The sequence below is a fragment of the Anaeromyxobacter oryzae genome (assembly GCF_023169945.1).
In the GTDB taxonomy this organism is placed as follows: Bacteria; Myxococcota; Myxococcia; order Myxococcales; family Anaeromyxobacteraceae; genus Anaeromyxobacter; species Anaeromyxobacter oryzae.
In genome coordinates this window covers 788,648-807,768 of sequence record NZ_AP025591.1, presented here as the reverse complement: position 1 = coordinate 807,768, position 19,121 = coordinate 788,648, and the positions used below count along the sequence as shown (strand labels likewise).

15 protein-coding genes are annotated in these 19,121 nt (G+C 74.5%); 3 read left to right on the top strand and 12 right to left on the bottom strand.

The window, feature by feature from the left end; all coding sequences use genetic code 11:
- Window positions 1–44 precede the first annotated feature (44 nt).
- The 7 genes from AMOR_RS03430 to AMOR_RS03400 form a co-directional block, all read right to left on the bottom strand.
- The gene (locus AMOR_RS03430; protein ID WP_248358452.1) at window positions 45–521 is read right to left on the bottom strand and encodes a hypothetical protein; all 477 of its coding nucleotides are present in this window, start codon (window positions 519–521) and stop codon (window positions 45–47) included.
- A 352-nt stretch (window positions 522–873) separates the two neighbouring features.
- Window positions 874–1,026: a hypothetical protein gene (locus AMOR_RS03425; protein ID WP_248358450.1), complete on the bottom strand. Its 153-nt coding sequence runs from the start codon at window positions 1,024–1,026 to the stop codon at window positions 874–876.
- 353 nt (window positions 1,027–1,379) lie between these two features.
- The gene (locus AMOR_RS03420) at window positions 1,380–2,744 is read right to left on the bottom strand and encodes a protein kinase family protein (RefSeq protein ID WP_248358448.1); all 1,365 of its coding nucleotides are present in this window, start codon (window positions 2,742–2,744) and stop codon (window positions 1,380–1,382) included.
- A gap of 148 nt (window positions 2,745–2,892) precedes the next feature.
- Complete coding sequence (locus AMOR_RS03415; protein WP_248358446.1) at window positions 2,893–3,519, bottom strand: hypothetical protein; 627 nt, start codon at window positions 3,517–3,519, stop codon at window positions 2,893–2,895.
- Between the two features lie 372 nt (window positions 3,520–3,891).
- Window positions 3,892–6,435, bottom strand: a complete 2,544-nt coding sequence (locus AMOR_RS03410) for a hypothetical protein (RefSeq protein ID WP_248358444.1) — start codon at window positions 6,433–6,435, stop codon at window positions 3,892–3,894.
- 356 nt (window positions 6,436–6,791) lie between these two features.
- The gene (locus AMOR_RS03405; protein ID WP_248358442.1) at window positions 6,792–7,058 is read right to left on the bottom strand and encodes an EamA family transporter; all 267 of its coding nucleotides are present in this window, start codon (window positions 7,056–7,058) and stop codon (window positions 6,792–6,794) included.
- Between the two features lie 90 nt (window positions 7,059–7,148).
- Window positions 7,149–8,615, bottom strand: a complete 1,467-nt coding sequence (locus AMOR_RS03400) for a c-type cytochrome (protein ID WP_248358440.1) — start codon at window positions 8,613–8,615, stop codon at window positions 7,149–7,151.
- Window positions 8,616–8,878: 263 nt separating this feature from the next.
- Here AMOR_RS03400 and AMOR_RS03395 point away from each other — a divergent pair, with 263 nt between their 5' ends.
- Window positions 8,879–9,856: a PH domain-containing protein gene (locus AMOR_RS03395; RefSeq protein ID WP_248358437.1), complete on the top strand. Its 978-nt coding sequence runs from the start codon at window positions 8,879–8,881 to the stop codon at window positions 9,854–9,856.
- A gap of 5 nt (window positions 9,857–9,861) precedes the next feature.
- Here the strand turns inward: AMOR_RS03395 and AMOR_RS03390 are convergent, their stop codons facing one another.
- Together AMOR_RS03390 and AMOR_RS03385 are read right to left on the bottom strand one after the other, a co-directional pair.
- Window positions 9,862–12,627, bottom strand: coding sequence for a M1 family metallopeptidase (locus tag AMOR_RS03390; protein WP_248358435.1), 2,766 nt, complete (start codon window positions 12,625–12,627; stop codon window positions 9,862–9,864).
- Window positions 12,628–12,703: 76 nt separating this feature from the next.
- On the bottom strand, window positions 12,704–13,699 hold the full coding sequence (locus tag AMOR_RS03385; RefSeq protein ID WP_248358433.1) for an NAD-dependent epimerase/dehydratase family protein: 996 nt from the start codon (window positions 13,697–13,699) through the stop codon (window positions 12,704–12,706).
- A gap of 218 nt (window positions 13,700–13,917) precedes the next feature.
- On the opposite strand from AMOR_RS03385, the gene AMOR_RS03380 reads away from it, so the two are divergent.
- Both AMOR_RS03380 and AMOR_RS03375 read left to right on the top strand, forming a co-directional pair.
- Window positions 13,918–15,333 carry a pyridoxal phosphate-dependent decarboxylase family protein gene (locus AMOR_RS03380; protein WP_248358431.1) on the top strand — a complete coding sequence of 472 codons (1,416 nt, stop codon included), beginning with the start codon at window positions 13,918–13,920 and terminating at the stop codon, window positions 15,331–15,333.
- 59 nt (window positions 15,334–15,392) lie between these two features.
- Complete coding sequence (locus AMOR_RS03375) at window positions 15,393–16,667, top strand: ATP-grasp domain-containing protein (RefSeq protein ID WP_248358429.1); 1,275 nt, start codon at window positions 15,393–15,395, stop codon at window positions 16,665–16,667.
- Window positions 16,668–16,833: 166 nt separating this feature from the next.
- On the opposite strand, the gene AMOR_RS03370 is transcribed toward AMOR_RS03375, so the two are convergent.
- The 3 genes from AMOR_RS03370 to AMOR_RS03360 all read right to left on the bottom strand — a co-directional run bounded on the left by AMOR_RS03370 (window position 16,834) and on the right by AMOR_RS03360 (window position 19,121).
- On the bottom strand, window positions 16,834–17,184 hold the full coding sequence (locus tag AMOR_RS03370) for an MTH938/NDUFAF3 family protein (RefSeq protein ID WP_248358427.1): 351 nt from the start codon (window positions 17,182–17,184) through the stop codon (window positions 16,834–16,836).
- 51 nt (window positions 17,185–17,235) lie between these two features.
- Window positions 17,236–17,655, bottom strand: coding sequence for a hypothetical protein (locus AMOR_RS03365; RefSeq protein ID WP_248358425.1), 420 nt, complete (start codon window positions 17,653–17,655; stop codon window positions 17,236–17,238).
- 92 nt (window positions 17,656–17,747) lie between these two features.
- Window positions 17,748–19,121 (bottom strand): CUAEP/CCAEP-tail radical SAM (seleno)protein, encoded by a 1,374-nt coding sequence (locus AMOR_RS03360; protein ID WP_248358423.1) that lies wholly within the window; start codon window positions 19,119–19,121, stop codon window positions 17,748–17,750.

Below are 19,121 nucleotides of genomic sequence, written 5' to 3'. Positions count from 1 at the left end.
TCCTCCTCGTAGCGCTGCGCCGCGCCCGGTCTCGCCGGGCGAGCTCATCGCTCCGTTCGGTCGACGACGTCTCGACAGGTCGCGTACAGCGCGTCGAGTGATCCGGGCTCCGCTGCCGCGTCCTCGGCGAGCGGCCACGAGGCCTCGTGCGTCCGGCCCCCAGCCGTCACGCGCACGAGCGCGGTCATGTTCCCCGGCTCGTGCCGCTCCACCTCGAAGAACCGCGCCGCGTTGATCGCGTCCCACAGCGCGCGCCGCGCGTCGGGCGACAGGCGACCTGCGGGGACGGGGTGCTCCTCGGCGCCGAGTCCCCTCCACGCGAGGACGGCGCCGTCCGGCTTCACGGTGCGTCCCTCCCATTCGCCGGTGAAGCCGCCGCCCGCGCCGCAGACGATCGTCAGGTCGGACGGGACGCTCGCGCCCGCCGCGACGGGTCCGGCGCTCTGCTCCGGAGCCTTGCCGTTCGCGCACCCGCCCGCCACCAGGACGACGAACGCCGGCAAGGCGACGCGACGCCTCATGGAGACCCTCCGACTCTCGCGGCGTCACGCGGTGAGCTGCCCCGGGCGGCGCGCGACCTCGGCTGCCGAGCCCACGTCCACGCGCCGCGAGCGGCGGCGTGAACGCGGTCCACGCTACGCGCCTCGAAGCGGACGTCGCAACATCCCGGACGTGGCGCGATGAGACTCGGGGTGGAGGCGGACGCCAGGCCGCTCGCCAGCAAAGACAGCCGAATTCGCGAAAAGCGGAAACGCTGCCGTGGAAGCGAGCCGGCAACCGGAGACCGGCGAGGACCGGCAATCTGACGCGAGGAGAGGGGGCCGGCAGCAGCGCGGGCGGTCACGGAGCCGGCGAGGGTCGCCGATCACATCCCTAGGCGGAGCGCAACGCGCAGTACGAGAGGAAGGTGCGCCGCTCACCGCGGAGCAGATCGATCGTGATCCGAACCACCCCGCGCCATCCGATCACGTGGCACGTGAGGAACGGGTGCAGCGCGACGTGGCGGAATCGAAGTACGCCTTGCATGATCGCTCCACGTGGCCGGTCGGCTCGAGAGCCGTGTCGCCGCTCGCCGCCTGCCGTCGAGCGTGGAGAAGAGCAAGGCGCATGCCCACGTCGTGCGCCGCCGCTCCACGCGTGGCCGCAGGCCTCTCCGCCAAGGGCAGCACGTCGTCGCCGCCGCGTCGCTCGACCGTTCGGCGCCCGCGAGCGCGCGCCGGCACGACGAGAAGTCGCGGCGATCTTCCGACCATTCGGCAGCCGGTCGCGGGTAGCCGGCGCCCGGCCGGCCGAGGCTCACCCGCAGGGCCCCCCGCTTCTCGCCGCTGGACGATCTCGAGCTGCCGCCGATGATCGGGCCATACCGACGCGCCCGCGCTTCATTCGCGAGGGCCTGGCGCCGCCGCCCGGCGCGCCAGGATCCGGCCGAGGCAGAAGGCCGGCATCTCGCGCATCCACGGATGCGCCTGCACCACCGCCGGCGGGTAGCGGCGATAGCTGACGGCGACGGCGACGGCGGCGACGTCGTGGGCGGCGTCGAACGCGCGCGCGAGCTCCGCGCGCCCGCCCCAGGCGCTCCAGCCGGCCAGGTACGCGTCGCGGATGCGCGCCGCGGCGGCGTCGTGGTCGGCGAAGCGGCGGTCGAGGTGGGCCCCGGTGAGCAGCTGGAACAGGCTGAGGAACGGATGGGCCACGCGCACGTCCTCCCAGTCGACGAACGCGCAGCCGGCCGGCCCGACGAGCACGTTGCTCGGCCACAGATCGCCGTGGTCGAGCGCGAGCGGCAAGGGGCCGGCGTCGAGGGCGGCGGCGGAGGCGGCGAGCTCGGGGCCGAGCGCGCGCAGCGCGGCGATCTGGTCGTCGCCGAGGCCGGCCGGCTCGCCGGCGAGGAGCGCGTCGCGGTCGTCGAGGAGCGCAGCGAGCGGCTCGACCAGCGACGCGGCGGTGGCGACGGCGCAGCCGAGCGCGCGCAGCTCGTCGACGGCGTCGAGGCACTGGCGCTGCAGCTCGCCGTAGGCCTGGGCGGCGGCCGTCCACGCGCCGACGTCCTCGGGAGCGGCGAGCGACTCGCCGGCGAACGCCTCCATGAGGAGGAAGCGGCGCGCCGCGTCGACCGCGAGCACCGGCGGCAGGTGCGCCGAGCGGCGCGCCAGCGCGGCGGTGACCGGCGGCTCGCGCGCGGCGGCCTCGGCGACGCTCTTGAAGTAGCGCGCACGCCCGCCGGCGTCGACGCGCAGCACCGTCGAGAACTCCGACACGCGCACCTGCTCGACGTCGCCCACCGGCCCGGCGGCGGCGGCGATCCAGGCGAGGGCGGCGGCGTGCCAGCCGGGCCGGCTCCACGGCGTGTCCTCGGCGACGGCGAGGTCGCCGGCGGCCCAGCGCGTAACGAGCGCGCGGCTGTCGGCGGCCAGCGGCGCCTCTGCGGCGGCGAGCGCAGCGCGCGGCCACCAGCGGCCCGAGCGCGGCTCGGGGTCGACGAGGGGCTCGGCCAGATCGGCCTTGCGCACGCGGTTGGCCACGGCGTCGAACTCGGTGGCGGCGCGGCCGAGGATCACGACGCGGATGCCGAAGCGCTCGCGCATGTGGCGCGCGATCCGCTCCACCTCCGCCGTGTGCTGCTCGTCGCTGACGAAGCCGGGCAGCGCCCACGCGCCGCGCTCGTCGGGCACGAGCCACAGCGCGTCGCCGCGCACGAGGAGCAGCTGATGGTGGAACTCCGGGTTGTCGTCGAGGTAGCCCACGGCTGCAGTACCCGCGGTTCTTAGCCGGCGAGCTCCCGCGGCGCCAGCGGCCGGTAGGCGCCGCGGGAGCTCGCCTGGCGCGTCCCGGCGAGCTCAGCGGCGCGGCGCTGACCACCCCGAGCGCGGCCCCCGACACGTCAGGAGCCGTTCACTCGTGCGCGACGACCGAGCTCGGGACCGGTCCCGGGGCCGGGTCGAACAGGAAGCCGGCGTAGGTCGCCGTGAAGTAAGGACCCGAGCCGACCTCGCCGTCGAACGCGCCGCTCTTCTGGCCCGTCACGGTGAGCGTCCCGAACGCGTCGAGCGCGACGCTCTCCAGCGCCGCGCCTCCTCGCCGGTAGATGTCACCGTCGAAGAGGAAGTACGGCAACAGGCCCGACAGGTGCAACGTCTCTCCGTTCACGACGGACACCTGCCGGATCGTGATCGAGTTCGGAGGCAGGTTCGATGCCCAGGAGTGGGTCGAGTACGCGTAGACGATCGCCGGGAGGTACGGGTGGCGTGCGATGTCCACGACCGGCTCGAGCTCGTCGTTGGGGTTCGAGTTGAAGATGAACCCCTCGGTGCACCACGAGGGCGCTCCCTTGAGCGGCGTTCGCGAGACGTAGACGGCGTGGTAGGTCCAGGTCTCGGCGGTGACGCTGGAGTACCCGACCGCGAAGACGCACCGCCAGATCTCGACGGACTTCACCGGGGCGCCGGGCGCCAGCGGCATTCCGGTCCGCGCTTGCCACTCCGACACGGACAGCCATTCGGACGGGCTCGGCTCCGGCACTCCGCCCTCCACGAGCGCCAGCAGCTGGCGCTGCAGCGGAGGCGGCGGGGGCGCATCACCGCCTGGCGCCCTTGCCCAGGTCGGGTGCGCCGTCGCGAGACACGCCGCCACCAGGATCAGCCGCAGGCCACCACTCCCTCGCATCGGACGATGCCGGGTCGTCATTGGTCCCCCCCCATCGAGCCCCGGGCGTGTGCCCGGCGTCTCGACACTTTCGCTCCGAGTGCCGCCCTGCACGGCGGGGCAGAAGGGGTCCAACCGCATGGTGCGGCGGTTCGCAGGGATGGACGCGCGCCGCTGCGCGTCCCTCGGAAATGGAACGGCCGCCGGCGGGTGCCGGCGGCCGCGGAGGCCCGGGCTATCGAGCAGATGCTACTGGACGTTCACCTGGATCAGGGTGCCAGGACCGATGACCGTCTCGACGGTCGGCGTCAGCTTCACGGAGTCGCCGCCGGGGTTCGCGCCGCCCTTGACCGACAGCAGCCCCGTGTCGGGATTCCCGAAGCCGAACACCGAGGGGACGACGTAGCAGGGCGACGTCGTGCACACGGCTCCGCACGCGGTGGCCGGCGTCGGGGAGCCGGCCGGCTGGTCGCAGTACTTGAGCACGAAGCCCATGCCGAGCCGGTCGAGCTTGTTCGGCAGCTCCGTGATGGTGGGCGTCGAGGTGCCCTTGACGGATGACACCGCATAGGTCGTGACCGTGGGCGAGAGCGGGTTCTGGTTCTCGTCGAGGAAGCCGAAGACCACCTCCGTCGGGACCGCCTTGGCGCCACCCGTGGCCGTCGAGTCGACGTCGACCGGGCTCGGGTTCACGAGCGTGAAGAGCGGCTCCGGCGCGCCCGTGTAGAGGACGCGCGTCTCGGTCCAGATGGTCGTGTCCGCGTCCCACTTCCCGTTCGGCCCGTCGTAGACGCCGTTCGCGTTCAGGTCGACGAAGTACTCGCCGCCGTCGTACGCGCCGTTGTCGTTGGCGTCGACGAACGGCTCACCCTGGTCGACGAACGGCTCACCCGCGTCCCAGACCCCGTTCCCGTTCAGGTCGACGAAGCCCTCCTCGCCGCTCGCCATCACGATGATCGCGGAGAGGCCGTCGCGCGGGTTGTGGCGCCGGGCGAGCGGGGCGGTGCAGACGTCGCCGGCGACCACCGTGCTGGGCTCGCCGGCGACGGGGTCCACGTCGCGGGGCAGCGCATACCCGTCGATCGCGACGGTGTCCGTCGCGAACCCGAGCTCGTTGGTCTGGTCCGTGGCGCTGCTCGGATCGTACTGCGCCGTGTAGACCGGAGGACCGGCCGCCCCTGCCTCGCTGGCGAAGCCGGCGAGGAGCGCCTTCCCGAGCACGTTGTTGAAGCGGTCGGCGAAGAACGCCGTGCAGGTGATCGGGCTCAGCTTGCCGCCGTAGAAGGCGTTGATGCAGTCGTGATCGTAGGCCAGCACGGGGATGTTCCTGGGCGTGCACTCGAGGGAGAGGTGCGCGCCGCTCGCCCTTGCGCCGACGATGGCGATGTCCTGGAGCGTGAAGCTCCGGGTGACCCCGCCGGCGGTGGCGGTGACCTTGACGGAGACGAGTCCCGCCGCCGTACCCGAGTAGAGGTTCACGCTCGCGAGGCCGTCGCTGTCGGGCGTTTCGGTCGGGGAGGCGGTCTGGCCGAGGAACCCGACGCAGCCGCTCGCGGCGAGGCAGGTGGCGGTGTCGGCGGAGAGGGGGCTCGAGATGGTGGAGCGCCCGAGCTGCTGGTGCTCGAAGCGCACCGCCAGGCCGTCGGGGTAGGCCTTCTGCTCGGTGTCGAGCAGGGCGACCCGGATCTGGTTCTGCTCGTTCCACCCCGAGTACTTGACGCCCATGACCGGGCTCTGGACGGACTCGACCACGATCGCGCCGAGGGCCGGCATGGTCACGAAGGCCGACTGGTTCACCGCAGGCACGGCGGTGAGCGCCGCCGTGATCCGGGCCGCGCCGGCCGAGCCGCTCGCCCGGAAGAGCACCGTGGCCGTGCCGTCGCTCGCGGTCGCCGCGGTCGTGGAGGTCGCCGTGCCGGCGCCGGTCACGAAGACGCCGAGGTCGGTGGTGAGGGTGAGCTGCGCGCCCGCCTGGGCCTCGCCGGCCTTGGTGGCCTTCACCGTGATCGTGGTGGTGGCCGCGCCGTCGGCCGGGAGGCGGGTGCGGGCGGGCGTGACCGCGAGGCCGAGGCCCGAGCCCGCGTCGGTGCAGACGCCGCTCGAGCAGACGAAGCTCGGGGAGCCGAGCTTGCAGGGCTGGCCCTCGCACGTGGCAGTGTCGGCGCAGTCGATCTTGCCGTCGCAGTTGTCGTCCTGGTTGTTGTTGCAGGTCTCCGTCGGGCCGGTGCTCGTGCACGTCGAGGTGCCTCCGGTCGCGCAGACGGAGTTCTGGCACGCGCCCGCGGCGCCGCCGGCGGTCACGCAGGCGAGGAGGGCGCAGTCGGGATCGGCGCAGTCGATCTTGCCGTCGCCGTTGTTGTCCTTGCCGTCGTTGCAGGTGGTCTCGTAGCCGACGAAGGCGAGGGAGACGGAGCCGAGCGCGCCGTTGCCGTCCACCGCGTAGATCGTCTGCGGTCCGACGCAGCCGGAGGACGCGCGCGCGTCACAGACCGTGAGCACCGCGCTGGGCGAGGTGAGGTCGACCGACATCGTGGTCGAGCCGCTGGTGAACGTGCCGGCGACGGTGCCGAGCTGGATCGGCCCCTTGGTGGAGCCGGCGACGCTGATCCGCACCGTGTTGGTGCCGTTCGCCTTCACTGCGACGCCGCCGCTCGGCGACGACACGGAGCCCGCGAGGACGCTCGCGGTCACGGTGAGCGGCGGGGCCGGCGGGTTCGACGACTTGCTCGAGCTCTTGCACGCGGCCAGGGCGCTCAGCGCTGCCACGGCCGCCAGGAGTCGGATCCGGAACATGTTCACCTCGGGTTGGAGCCGGGGGTCTGGATGCGCCCGCTGCGCGAGCGACTGCGGAGCACCGCGAGAGCAGCTGGAGAGGCGGATGGTCGAGCCGGGCGTTTCCCCCAGGTGCCCGAGCCCCCAGCCTCGCGGCCGAGCGACCGTCCGGCGCGGGAGCACACCATGCGGAAGGAGCCCCGTCCACCATTTTCGCACAGTTGATTGACTGACGGTCACGGTGGCCCCTCGGTGAGGGGCGCCGGACGCGGCTCATCCGGCCTGCACGAGCGCGACGCCCCCCAGCACCACGAGCCCCCCGACCACCGTCGTCGCCCCGACCGGCTCGCCGATCAGGGCCGCGGCGGCCGCGAGCGTCACGAGCGGCTCGACGTACAGCAGCGCAAGGGCTGGTGGAAGGCGACGCCCACGAAGCCCATCGCGGCGAGCGACGGGAGGGCGTCGCGGGGCGGCCACGCCCTCTCGCGGCGGAGGGCCAGGATCCCGAGCAGCAGGAGGGTGCCGAGCCCGGCGCGGAGGAAGACGAGGGCCGCGGGTGCGATCTCGACGACGACCGCCTTCGTGGCGACGAACGAGATTCCCCAGAACACGACCGCGAGCAGGGCGCCCAGGCGAGGCGGCATGGGACGCGCAGGATACCAACGAAGAGGGGCGCCCCGGTCGATGCCGGGGCGCCCCGAGGCTCCGCTCTCGCGGACCGTGAGCCGGCGGGCCTACGGGCCGACGGCGGTCACGATCGCCTGCAGCTGCGCGTCCGTGAGGCCCTGGGTCATCCCCATGCTCTTGATGAGCGAGACGGAGATGTTCTTCCCCTTGAGGTTGCTCGAGGCGAGGGCGCCGTGGCAGCCGGCGCAGGACTGCGTGTAGAGCGCCGCGCCGTCGATCGCCGGCGGGGGCGGCGTGCAGGCCTGGGTGAGGACGGGAGCGCCGCCGGTGCAGCCCGCGGGGGAGGACGTGAGGACGGTGCGCGTCTGCTGGCCGCTGGTGGGGCAGGTGGCCGGCGCCCACGCGGTGTACGTGAAAGCCGAGCAGGTCGCCGGCGGCGGCGGGGGCGGGGTGCAGGTCTGGGTCAGGACGGGAGCGCCGCCGGTGCAGCCCGCGGGGGAGGACGTGAGGACGGTGCGCGTCTGCTGGCCGCTGGTGGGGCAGGTGGCCGGCGCCCACGCGGTGTACGTGAAGGCCGAGCAGGTCGCCGGCGGCGGCGGGGCGGGGGGCGTGCAGGTCTGCGTGAGGACGGGAGCGCCGCCGGTGCAGCCCGCGGGCGAGGACGAGAGGACGGTGCGCGTCTGCTGGCCGCTGGTGGGGCAGGTGGCGGGCATCCACGACGTGTACGCGAAGGCCGTGCAGGTCGGCGCCGGCGCGGGGGCGGGCGGCGTGCAGGTCTGCGTGAGGACGGGAGCGCCGCCCGTGCAGCCCGCGGGCGAGGAAGAGAGGACGGTCCGCGTCTGCTGGCCGTTCGTCGGGCAGGTGGCAGGCATCCACGACGTGTACGTGAACGCCGTGCAGATCGCCGGGGGCGTCGGCGTCGACGGCGTGGGGAGGTTCTCGGGGTGGAAGGTGCCGGAGGAGAGGTTGCTCAGCGGGCCGGAGAAGATCACGCCGCCCGTCTGCACGTTCGTGACGGTGAGCGTGCCCGACGCGACGGAGAACTTCACGTCGTGGAGGAGGGCGCGGAGGCCGGTCGACGCGGCGCCGTCATCGGTCGCCGGGTTCGTGACGCCGTACAGATCGAAGAGCGGCTTCAGCACCGTGCCGAGCTGGCTCATCATGGCCTCGAAGTCCGTGCTCGGGCCGGTCTCACCCGAGCCGTCGTCTCCGCCGTGCGAGCCCTTCCGGACCGCGGCGTCGGTGACCGGGTTCACGTTGGCGGTCCCGGCCTGCGGCGCCTGCGAGTACATCGCGTGCGTGCCCGACGCGTCGGTCCATTGCGCCTCGACCAGGTAGGGCGCGTGGAGCCCGGTCACGTCGGCCGAGTACATGCCGCTCGGGTCGACGGTCGCGGTGACCTGCTGGGCGGGCGAGGAGGCGTCCCTGACCGTGACCGCGGAGACCGCCTGGTTGGCGGAGACGACGCCGGAGAGCGTCGAGCTCGAGCCGTTCGGGGAGGCGGGGCCGCAGGCCGTCAGGGTGAGGCCGACGGCCGCGACGAGCGCTGCGAGGGTGGTGAGCGTCTTCTTCATGCCTGGTTGTCCCTTCCGATCGGGTGGGTTTTGATGCGACATGGTTCGCGGTCCGTCGGCACCGGCGCGCTGGAACCACGCCGGACCGGGGTGCGCCTGAATTCACGGACCGTGGACCGTGTGTACCGTGCCTGGGTGTCACGTGAGCATGGTACGCAGGCAGACAACCATGCGCCTGGTGTAGGGCGGCAAGCCCCGGCGTAGGTCTGGTGGAGCCGCTCCTCCCACGGGGTGCCGGGGAAGGCGCGCGGTAGCATCGTCCGATGCGCCGCTTCACCGCGCGATGGGATCGCTCGCTCCGGATCTCGACCGCGTTCTTCCTCGTGCTCATCGCCGCGATCGGCGTCTTCACCGCGCGGGCGATGGTGGCCGCGGAGGCGCCCGGGCCGCTCGGCGGTCTCGTCCCGGCGCTGCTCCTCGTCACCGTCGCGCTCGCCTGGGCGTGGGCGCCGCGCGACTTCGTCGTCGACCGGCACACCCGCGAGCTGCGGGTGGAGCGGAACCTCGGTGCGCCGGTCCGGATCCCGCTCGACGACGTACGGATGGTGGCGCCGCTCCCGCGAGAGGCGCTCCGGCGCACGTGGAAGGTGATGGGGACGGCGGGCGTGTTCGGTCACTACGGCCGCTTCCGGGCGCCCGCCCTGGGGGACTTCCGGCTCTACGCCACGCGGCGCGACGGGCTGGTCCTCGTTTCGACCGCCTCGACCCGGTTCGTCCTGACGCCCGAGCCGGCCTCGGCCTTCGTGGAGGCCCTCCTCGCCGCCGCGCCGGGTGCGCACCGGGGGGCGCCGGACGCGATCGCGACGGAGGCGGGCTCGCGCCGGACGCACCTCTGGCTCCTCGCGGCGCTCCTCGCCGCCATCCCGCTCGCGGTCGGCGCGATCGCGTGGAGCGCCTGGTCGCGCGGCCCGCGCGCGATCGCCGTCCGCGACGGCGCCGTCGCCATCGAGCGCAACGGCGCGGAGGACCTCGAGATCCCGCTCGGTGACGTCCACGCCGCCGAGCCGCTCCCGGCCGAGCGGCTCGCCGGGCTCGTCCGCAGCGCCGGCACGTCGGGGTTCGGCGTCCGCTACGGCCGGTTCTGGGCGCCTGCGCTGGGGTCATTCCAGCTCTACGGCCTCACGAGCCGCTGCCAGTACGTGCTCCTCGACACGGCCGCCGGACCGGTCGTGGTGACCCCCGACGAGCCGGCCCGGTTCCTCGCCGAGGTGCGGCGCGGGATGGCGCGGCCGGGCCACTAGTCCGCTCACCGCCGCCCGAAGTACGCGGCGGCCGGCCCACGCTCCGCCTCGCGCTCCGCGGCACAGACCCGGATCGACTCCGCGGTGCGGGCAAGCGACACCGCCATCTCCGGATACGCCTCGAGCTTCGGCCGCACGGCCGCCTCGAGCCGGTCGGCGTCCTCGGCGCGGCACGCGCCCGCCGCGATCGCGGGCACCTGTGCGGTGAAGAACCCCATCCCGCGCGCGAAGCCGTCCACGTCCGAGACGAGCGCGTCGAGGAGGCGGTCCCGGACGCCGGGGCCGGCGTCCGCCAGCACTTGCCGGAGCGGCACGATCCGCTCGCGTGGGTCGAGGTCGTCGCTCCGCAGCAAGGAGAGCGCGCGGGCGTCGAGCGCGGGATCCTCCGTGGACGCGAGCGCGCGGACCAGCCGCATCCGGACCTGCGGATCCCGAGACGCCGCGAGCCGGGCCGCCGCGGCGTCGAACGCCGGCGCGCCGCGCGCGCGGATCGCTTGCTCCGCCGCGACCGCCGCGAGGTCCGGGCTCACTGCGTCGGCGTGGAGCGTCCCGTCGGGGAGGCCGAGCCACGCCGCGCCGCGCCGCGCCGCCTCTCGTCGCACCGCCGGATCGGCGCCGACGCGCGCGAGGAGCGCGACGAGCGCGGCGCGATGCTCGCGCACCTGCGGCGGCTCGCCGGGGCGCGGGTTCCAGCCGAGCCGATCGAGGGCGGGGCGGTACAGGGCGCGCATGCGGGCCGCCACCGCGGGGCGGAGCGCGTCCGTCACCAGCCGGTCGTGCGCGAACGAGAGGGCGGCCATCCCCTGCGCCGCGACCGCAGGCTCCGGATCGCCCGCGAGCGCGCCGAGGGCGTCGAGGGCGTCGGCGTAGGGCAGGGCGCCCGATTGCTGCGCGGCGCGGATCGATCCCGCGAGCGCGACGCGCTCCGGGGCGGAGAGCCGCGGGAGCGCCCGGGCCCGGACGCGCGCGAGATCCTCGGGCGAGAGCGCGACGCGGTAGTAGCCGGCCGCGCCCGCGTTCGGGAAGATCCAGTCCGGGCAGCCGCCCGGGAGGTCGACCGAGGCTTCGCGCGCAGCGAGGAGCACGCAGCGCTCGTCCTCGCGCCCGGCCGTCGACCACCGCACGCAGACCGGCACCTGCCACGTGCCGTCCTGCGCCGCCGCCGAGCCGCGCGGCACCGACCGCGACTGGGACAGGAGGAGGCGGCCCCGGCCGGCCTCGCAGCGCGTCCGCGCCTCGACGAGCGGCGCGCCAGGTCGATCGAGGAAGGTCTCGAGCGGGCCGGCGACGTCGCGCCCGCTGGCGATCGAGAGGTCGGCGAGGAGGGCGCTCGTCGATCCCGTTCCGTGCGGCCGCGCGGCGAGGTAGCGGCGGATCCCGTCCTGGAACCGATCCTCGCCGAGCCAGCGCTCGAACATCGCGAGGACCGCGGCGCCCTTCTGGTAGCTCACCAGGTCGAACTGGGACTCGACGTCCTCCATCCGATCGAGCGGCTTGCGGATCGCGCGCGTGCTGCCGAGGGCGTCCACGCGGAACGCGAGGGCGGCGTCTTCCTGGAACGCGAGCTCGGCCCCGAGCTCCGGCCGCCACCGCTGGACGGCGCGGATCCCCATCCACGTCGCGAAGGACTCGTTCAGCCAGATGTCGGTCCACCACGCCGGCGTGACGAGATCCCCGAACCACTGGTGGGCCATCTCGTGGGCGAGCACCTCGGCCGCGCCGAGCCGCGCGAGCGGCCCGTCCGTGGCGGCGTTCCGGAGCAGGAGCTCGGACCGGTACGCGATGGCGCCGGCGTTCTCCATTCCGCCCACCAGGAAGCCGGGGATCGCGAGCTGATCGAGCTTCGGATACGGGAAGGGCATCCCGAAGTACCGCTCCAGCTCGACGAGCAGGGCCGAGCCGGCCTCGCGCGCGAACGCGACGTCCCCGCCGCGACCGCGCGGGACGACGAAGCGCACCGGCAGCGGCCGCTTGCGGAGCCCGTTCGGCGGAAGCGTCGCGTCCACGGTCTCGAAAGGCCCGACGGCGACGAAGACGAGGTACGTCGGGAGCGGGTCCGTCGCCGCGAAGCGGACGCGCCGCATCGAGCCCGCGGCCTCGGCGCCCTCCTCGGAGGCGTTCGACACGACGAGCAGGTCGGCCGGCGCGTCCACCGTCACCTCGAACGGCGTCTTGAAGCGCGGCTCGTCGAACCCGGGGAACACGCGGCGCGCGTCCACGGGCTCGTGCTGCGTCGCGACGAACCGCTCCGGCGCCTTCCCGTACCGGGCGGCGCCGCGCCCGCCGCCCCACGGCGCCTCCCAGGCCAGCCGGAGGGTCACGGGCCCGGGACCCACCGCGCGCGGGAGATCGAGGCGCGCGACCCCGGAGGGCGTCACCTGGCGCCACGTCGCCGGGAGCCGCTCCGCGCCGGCGACGACCGCGGCGGCGGTGACCCGGAGCGCGTTCCCGTGGAGCCACACGGTCTGCCGCGGGCGGTCGAGCACGACCTGGATCTCCACCTGGCCCCGGAAGCCGGCGTCCCGCGCCGGATCGAGCTCCAGCCGGAGCGCGTAGCGGACCGGGTGGACGTCCCCGGGGAGCTGCAGGAGCGGGGGCGCTTCGTCAGGGACCGCTGCCGTGGGCGAGGCGGGCGAGGCGGGCGCGGCGGCCGGCGCTGCAGCAGCGGCGGGCGCCGACGTCGCCGGTACGGCCGCGGGCGGCCGCGACGACGCGCACGCGACGAGGAGGCCGGCGGCGAGGGCGAGCGAGGGACGGACCGGACGGACCATGCGGGCCTCCGCGGACGAGAGGCTCCGACGCTCGCACGGGGCGGCCCGGACCGCAACGCCCGGCACGAACCATCCGTCACGCGTCGCGGGCGAGCCGCAGCTCGGCGTCCCGCCGCGCGTAGCCCGGCGGGCGATCCGCCGGCGGATGCGCGAGGAAGCTCGCGACGATGCTCGCCAGCCCCCGCTCGAGCGGCGCGTGCACGAGGCCGAGCTCCCGCTCCGCCCGGCCCGGATCCAGGAACGACATCCAGCGGCCGCTGAACGGCGAGACGTCGAGCACCGGGAGGCGCGCCTCTGCGAGCCGCGCGGCCGCGATGGGCCGGAGCTCGGCCCGGCTCCCGAGGAGCGCGCGGAGCCGCTCCAGCAGCTCGAGCAGCGTGGGCGTCTCCTGCTGCGCGAAGTTGTACGCCCGCCCGAAGGTCTCCTCGCGGCCGAGGATCTCGCAGAGGAAGCGCGCGACCTCGCCGCCGTAGACGTGCCGCAGCTGGTGCGCGCCGCCATCGGGGACCAGCACCGGCCCGCCGTCGAGGAGGCGCCACAGGTAGCCCTCCATCCGCCGGAAGTAGTCGAGCTCTCCGTTGACCATCGGGATCCGGACGCGCGTCGCCGGGAAGCCGTCCAGCGCCGCCGCGGCGAGGGCGTCCTCGCACGCGCGCTTCCCGATGCCGTACTCCCAGTCCTCGAGATCGACGGGATCGGCGGGGCGGCCCATCACCGGACCGTCGTAGTCCTCCTCGCGTGCGGGGCGGGGGCAGCCCTCGCGGACCAGGTAGACCTGCCCGGTCGAGACCATCACGAGGTGACCGGCGCGGTCGCGGAGCAGGTCCGCGATGGCGCGCCCGTCGGCGCCGGTGTACGCGGCGAGGTCCACCACCGCGTCGAACCGGCGCTTGCGGAGCAGCCGCTCGAGGTCGCCGGTCGTTCGGTCGCCGACGAGCCGCTCGACGCGGGCTCCGAACGGATCCGGCAGGCGTCCGCGGTTGAGGAGCGTCACCTCGTGTCCGCCGGCGAGCAGGCGCCATCCGAGCAGCCGGCCCACGAAGCGGTTTCCGCCGATCACGAGGGCGTGCATGGGTTCATGGAAGCCGTGGCGTGCGGCGCGGTCAAGGGAAGACGGTGGGCAAGGTGAGGGCCATCGGCCGGCACGGAAGCGGGCCACGGCCCAGCGGCCACGGGACGAGGGTCACGGGCACGGAGAGGCTCGGGTACGTTCACGGGCACGGGTACGGGAACGAGGTGCGTGCGGACTCGCGTTGCGTTGGCGCGTGCCCCGTCGCACACTCCCGGTCCATGGACGATCGAGAGTTCCGCCGCCTCGGCCACGCCCTCGTCGACTGGCTCGCCGATCACCGCGAGCGCCTGCCCTCGCTGCCGGTCATGAGCCCGGTCGTGCCCGGCGCGATCCGCGCTCGGTTCCCGGCGTCGCCGCCCGCCGAGGGCGGCCGGCTCGCCGACGCCATCGCGGCGCTCGACGACGTGGTGGTGCCCGGCATCACGAACTGGAACCACCCCGCGTTCTTCGCCTACTTCCCCTCGAACGTCAGCGCCGCCTCGATCCTCGCCGACCTCGTGTGCGCCGGCCTCGGCGCGCAGGCGATGAGCTGGCAGACCTCGCCCGCCGCGACCGAGATCGAGGAGGTGGTGATGGCGTGGCTCCGGCAGATGGTCGGCCTGCCGCCGGTCTTCTCCGGCGCCGTGCAGGACACCGCGTCCACCTCGACGCTCACCGCGCTCCTCCTCGCGCGCGAGCGGACGACCGGTTTCTCGCAGAACGGGGCCGGGCTGCAGGGCGAGGCCGCGCCGCTCACGGTGTACGCGTCGGAGCAGGCGCACAGCTCGGTCGAGAAGGCGGCGCTCCTCGCCGGCTTCGGCCGGGAGAACGTCCGGCTCGTCGGGACCGACGAGGCCCACGCGCTGCGGATCGACCTCCTCGAGCGGGCCATCGCCGAGGACGTCGCCGCGGGGCGGCGCCCTTGCGCCCTGGTGGCCGCCATCGGCACGACCGCCACCACGGCCCTCGATCCGCTCGCGGCGATGGTGGACGTCGCCGCCCGCCACGGGATGTGGGTGCACGTCGACGCCGCGCTCGCCGGCACCGCGATGGTGCTGCCCGAGTGCCGCTGGATGTGGGCGGGCATCGAGCGCGTGGACTCGCTCGTCTTCAACCCGCACAAGTGGATGGGCATCGGGCTCGACTTCAGCGCGTTCTACGTCCGCGACCCCGAGCACCTCGTCCGCGTCATGAGCACGAACCCGTCGTACCTGCGCACCGCGCACGACGGCGCCGTCACGAACTTTCGGGACTGGGGCATCCCGCTCGGCCGCCGGTTCCGCGCGCTCAAGGCGTGGTTCCACCTGGTCGACGAGGGCGTGCTCGGCATGCAGGCGCGCCTCCGTCGCGACCTCGAGAACGCGCGCTGGCTCGCCGGCGAGGTGGACCGGACGCCGGGGTGGGAGCGGCTCGCGCCGGTGCCCCTCCAGACGGTGTGCCTGCGCCACGTGCCCGACGGCGAGCGGGACGAGGCGCGGCTCGCGGCGGTGAACCTCGAGCTCGCGCGACGGGTGAACGCGGGCGGGCGCGCGTACGTGACGCCGAGCGCTCTCAAGGGCCGGCAGATGATCCGGGTGTCCATCGGCGCGATGGCGACGGAGCGGAAGGACGTCGAGGCGGTCTGGGCGGCGCTGCGGGAGGCTGCGCCCCGGTAGCGCGCTCCCCCGCGCGAGGCAGGTTGCCCCGCCGGCGCCCCGGCGGCATAACTCTTCGGATGCCCACCGCCGCCGGCGCGCTCCTCCTCCTCGTCCCGACCACGAGCTACCGGCTCGACGACTTCCGGGCCGCGGCGCGGCGGCTCGGCGTACCGCTCGTGATCGGGAGCGATCGGTGCCATCGCATCGAGGACGCGTTCGGCCCGCAGCAGGACTTCGTCTCCCTCGACTACCGTCGCCCCGAGCGCGCAGCGGAGCAGATCGCCGAGGGCGCCCGCGACCGGCCGATCCGCGGCATCGTGCCCGCGAGCGACGCGACCGCCGTGATCGCGGCCCTCGCCGCCGAGCGGCTCGGGCTGCCCCGGAACCCGCCCGAGGCCGCCCGGCGCGCCGCCGACAAGCACGCGTCGCGCGTGGCGCTCCGCGACGCCGGCCTGCCCGTCCCCGCGTTCGCGCTTCACCACCTCGACGCCGATCCCGAGGCGGCGGCACGCGCGACGGCGTACCCGTGCGTCCTGAAGCCGCTCATCTTCTCCGCGAGCCGCGGGGTCATCCGTGCGGACGATCCCGCCGGCTTCGTCGCCGCGTGGCGGCGCATCGCCCACCTCCTCGCGGCCACCAAGGCCGAGCGCCGCGCGCGCGAGGACGGCGCGGACCGACGCGTCCTCATCGAGGCCTTCGTGCCGGGCGCGGAGATCGCGCTCGAGGGGCTCCTCCGCAGCGGCCGGCTCGAGGTGCTCGCGCTCTTCGACAAGCCGGACCCGCTCGACGGCCCGTACTTCGAGGAGACGATCTACGTCACGCCCTCGCGCCATCCGGCCGCGCTCCAGGCCGAGGCAGCCCGGATCATCGGCGAGGGTGCTCGCGCCCTCGGCCTCGTCGAGGGGCCGGTCCACGCGGAGTTGCGCCTCGCGCCGTCGGGGCCGGTGATCCTGGAGATCGCCGCGCGGTCCATCGGCGGGCTCTGCTCGCGGACGCTCCGCTTCGGCGCGGGGCTCACGCTCGAGGAGATCCTCGTCGCCCACGCGATGGGCCTGCCGCTCGCGCAGGTCCGGCGGGAGGCGCGGGCGTCAGGGGTCATGATGCTCCCCATCCCGCGCCGCGGGATCCTGCACGGCGTCGCGGGCGTCGAGGCGGCGCGGGCGGTGCCGGGCGTCGAGGACGTCGTGATCACGGTCCCCGAGGGGCACGAGGTCGTGCCGCTCCCGGACGGCGACAGCTATCTCGGCTTCCTGTTCGCGAAGGGCGAGGCGCCGGCGGACGTCGAGTCGGCGCTGCGCGCGGCCCACGCACGCCTCCGGTTCGACATCCGGATGCCGCTGCCGGTGGCGTGACGGTCGGCCGCGCCGTCGAGACCTTCTCGCTCGCGCTGCCCGGCAAGGACTTCGCGACCTACGCGGTCACGAGGCTCAGGCGCGTGCGGTAGCGCGCGGCGAGGTGCGAATTCGTGCTCCTCCCGATTGGCCAGCCGATGCCTGGTCGGCGTGCGGAGCGCTAGCCTCAGCAGGTGACATGCAGGATCGCGTTCGTGTCGTCGGGGCGCTTCCTCAATGTCTCGATGGCCTGAGCCGTCGGCAGGATGAGCAGCTCGATCTTGCGTCGCTCGGCCTCGAGCTTGACCTCGTCCATGACGGGCAGCGCTCCTTCGTGCCCCGTGCCGACGACCAGGCGTCTGCACCGCCAGGGGATGTCCTCATCGACGGACACGGGCGTGTGGCCAAACGCGTCCCGGTACTTCTTGGATGGCTTCTTCTTGCGCTTTCGGATCTTGCCTCGCTCGATCACCACGTCGTGCTCGTAGGTCACCCCGTCGATGCGGATCTCGCCGAATGCGAACGCGTCGAATCTCAAGGCCGTACTCCTTTGCGTCCTTCGCCATGGACGCGGCGTGGTGAGGATCGATCACGTCGCGCGGGCGACCTGCCGCAGCAGGCGCCGGGTCACGAGCCGGTGGCCGCCGCTCCCGATGACCGCGGCGCGGTAGAGCCGGCCGAGGACGCCGGGGAACGCCGCGTGCGTCTGCGCGCGCAGGCGGTCGCCGTCGAGAATGAACGTCAACGCGTACTCGGCGAAGCGGTGGCGACCACGCAGGGCGAGCCGCCGGCCGGCCTCGGCCTCGACCACCCGGAAGCCCGGCACCGCTTCCCCGGGCCGGCCGGCGAACTCGGCCGTGCCCTGCGCGGGGTCGCAGCCCAGGAGCCGCGCGATCGGCGCACCGCCGCCCATCGTGCGGCGCAGGACCTTCAACAGCGCCGTCCAGGCCACGTCGGCGGGGGCGTCGAGCCGCTGACTGTGCTCGTCGATGTAAGGCAGCTGCTCCATGGAAGGCCCTGTCTCGAGCTGGCCTCGCCGTCAGTCCCCTACTTCTTCCAGGATGTCGTCAGCCCTTCAACCTGAAGGGCCCGGGGCTCCGCTCAACAGAACCACGACTCGGTGAGCCGCGGCACCCGCCGCTGATCCGGCGCGAGGACGCGCACGTGCTCGTGCGGCAGCCCCGCAGCGGCGAGGACCAGGCTCCGCACGCGCGCGATCGTCTCGAGGGGCGGCTCGCCGCGCGCGGCGCCGGCCTCGACCTCCGCGGCGATCCGCGGCTGGAGCGCGTCCATCCGCGGGTCGGGGTGGCGCCAGCGCCAGGTGAGCGCGGCGCGATCGAGCCCCTCGAACGCGATGTCCGGATCGTGTTCGAGGAGCGAGCCGGGCGGCACGAGGAGCCGGATCGACAGCTGGACGGGATCGACGTGCCCGAGGAGCCCGCGCGCCTCGAGGACGTCCACGAGGTCCACGAGATCCTGGAGCGTGCTCCACGGCGTGAAGGGGAGGAGCGAGGGCCGGAGCGGCAGGCCGGCGGCGGCGCAGACGTCGAACGCGCGGAGCGCGTCGGCGCGCGTGTGGCCCTTCGCGAGCTTCTCGAGGACGCGGTCCGAGAGCGACTCCACGGCCGACGTGACGAACACCGCCCCGAGGCCGCCGAGCTCGGCCACCACGTCCGGTTGGCCGACGAGGTGCTCCACCTTCGCGGTGAAGTCGAACCCCACGTCGGGGAACCGCGCATGGAGGGCGCGCGCGACGCGGAGCGCGTGGGTCGGGCCGTTCAGGAAGTCCGGATCGCCGAAGGTGACGTGGCGGGCACCGGCCGCGACCTGCTGCGCGACGTCGGCGAGCACGATCTCGGCAGGGACGGCGACGAAGCGGCCGCGGTAGACCGCGGGGATGGGACAGTGGCGGCACAGGTGCTTGCAGCCGCGCGTCGCCTCGACGTAGCCCGCGAGCCGCTCGTCGCCGTCCGGCGCCGCGAGCCGCGCGTAGCGCGCCGGGGACGGGAGCCCGGCGCGGCTCGGGACCGGGTATGCGAGCCGCTCGATCCGCGCCGCCGCCCCGCCGCGCCAGACGAAGGGCGCCAGGTCCTCGCCGCGCTCCACCGCGCGCGCCAGGTCCACGATGGCCTCCTCGCACTCGCCCCCCAGCACCGCCGCGGCGCCCGCCTCCACGAGGAGCTCGGCGTGGAGCGGTGCGTACAGACCGTGGAAGCCGATCACCGCACCGGGGTTCAGGGCGCGGACGCGCGCGGCGGCCTCGAGCCCGAGCCGGAGCGCGGTGTGCATCGGGACGGAGAGGAGGACGAGACGCGCCGCCCGGACCCGTGCCGCGTCGAGCGGCTCCACGGCGAGGTCGATGCACGCCGGACGGAAGCCCGAGCGCTCGAGGAAGGCGCGGGGGAGCGTCAGCCCGTGCGGCGCGTGGCCGAGCTCGTACGTCGAGAGGAGGAGGATGTCGCCGTCGCCGCGCAC

Excerpts from the sequence above, each read along its gene's own strand:
- AMOR_RS03430 (WP_248358452.1), bottom strand. The coding sequence starts at position 521 with ATGAGGCGTCGCGTCGCCTTGCCGGCGTTCGTCGTCCTGGTGGCGGGC.
- AMOR_RS03425 (WP_248358450.1), bottom strand. The coding sequence starts at position 1,026 with ATGCAAGGCGTACTTCGATTCCGCCACGTCGCGCTGCACCCGTTCCTC.
- AMOR_RS03410 (WP_248358444.1), bottom strand. The coding sequence starts at position 6,435 with ATGTTCCGGATCCGACTCCTGGCGGCCGTGGCAGCGCTGAGCGCCCTG.
- AMOR_RS03405 (WP_248358442.1), bottom strand. The coding sequence starts at position 7,058 with ATGCCGCCTCGCCTGGGCGCCCTGCTCGCGGTCGTGTTCTGGGGAATC.
- AMOR_RS03400 (WP_248358440.1), bottom strand. The coding sequence starts at position 8,615 with ATGAAGAAGACGCTCACCACCCTCGCAGCGCTCGTCGCGGCCGTCGGC.
- AMOR_RS03395 (WP_248358437.1), top strand. The coding sequence starts at position 8,879 with ATGCGCCGCTTCACCGCGCGATGGGATCGCTCGCTCCGGATCTCGACC.
- AMOR_RS03390 (WP_248358435.1), bottom strand. The coding sequence starts at position 12,627 with ATGGTCCGTCCGGTCCGTCCCTCGCTCGCCCTCGCCGCCGGCCTCCTC.
- AMOR_RS03385 (WP_248358433.1), bottom strand. The coding sequence starts at position 13,699 with ATGCACGCCCTCGTGATCGGCGGAAACCGCTTCGTGGGCCGGCTGCTC.
- AMOR_RS03380 (WP_248358431.1), top strand. The coding sequence starts at position 13,918 with ATGGACGATCGAGAGTTCCGCCGCCTCGGCCACGCCCTCGTCGACTGG.
- AMOR_RS03375 (WP_248358429.1), top strand. The coding sequence starts at position 15,393 with ATGCCCACCGCCGCCGGCGCGCTCCTCCTCCTCGTCCCGACCACGAGC.
- AMOR_RS03365 (WP_248358425.1), bottom strand. The coding sequence starts at position 17,655 with ATGGAGCAGCTGCCTTACATCGACGAGCACAGTCAGCGGCTCGACGCC.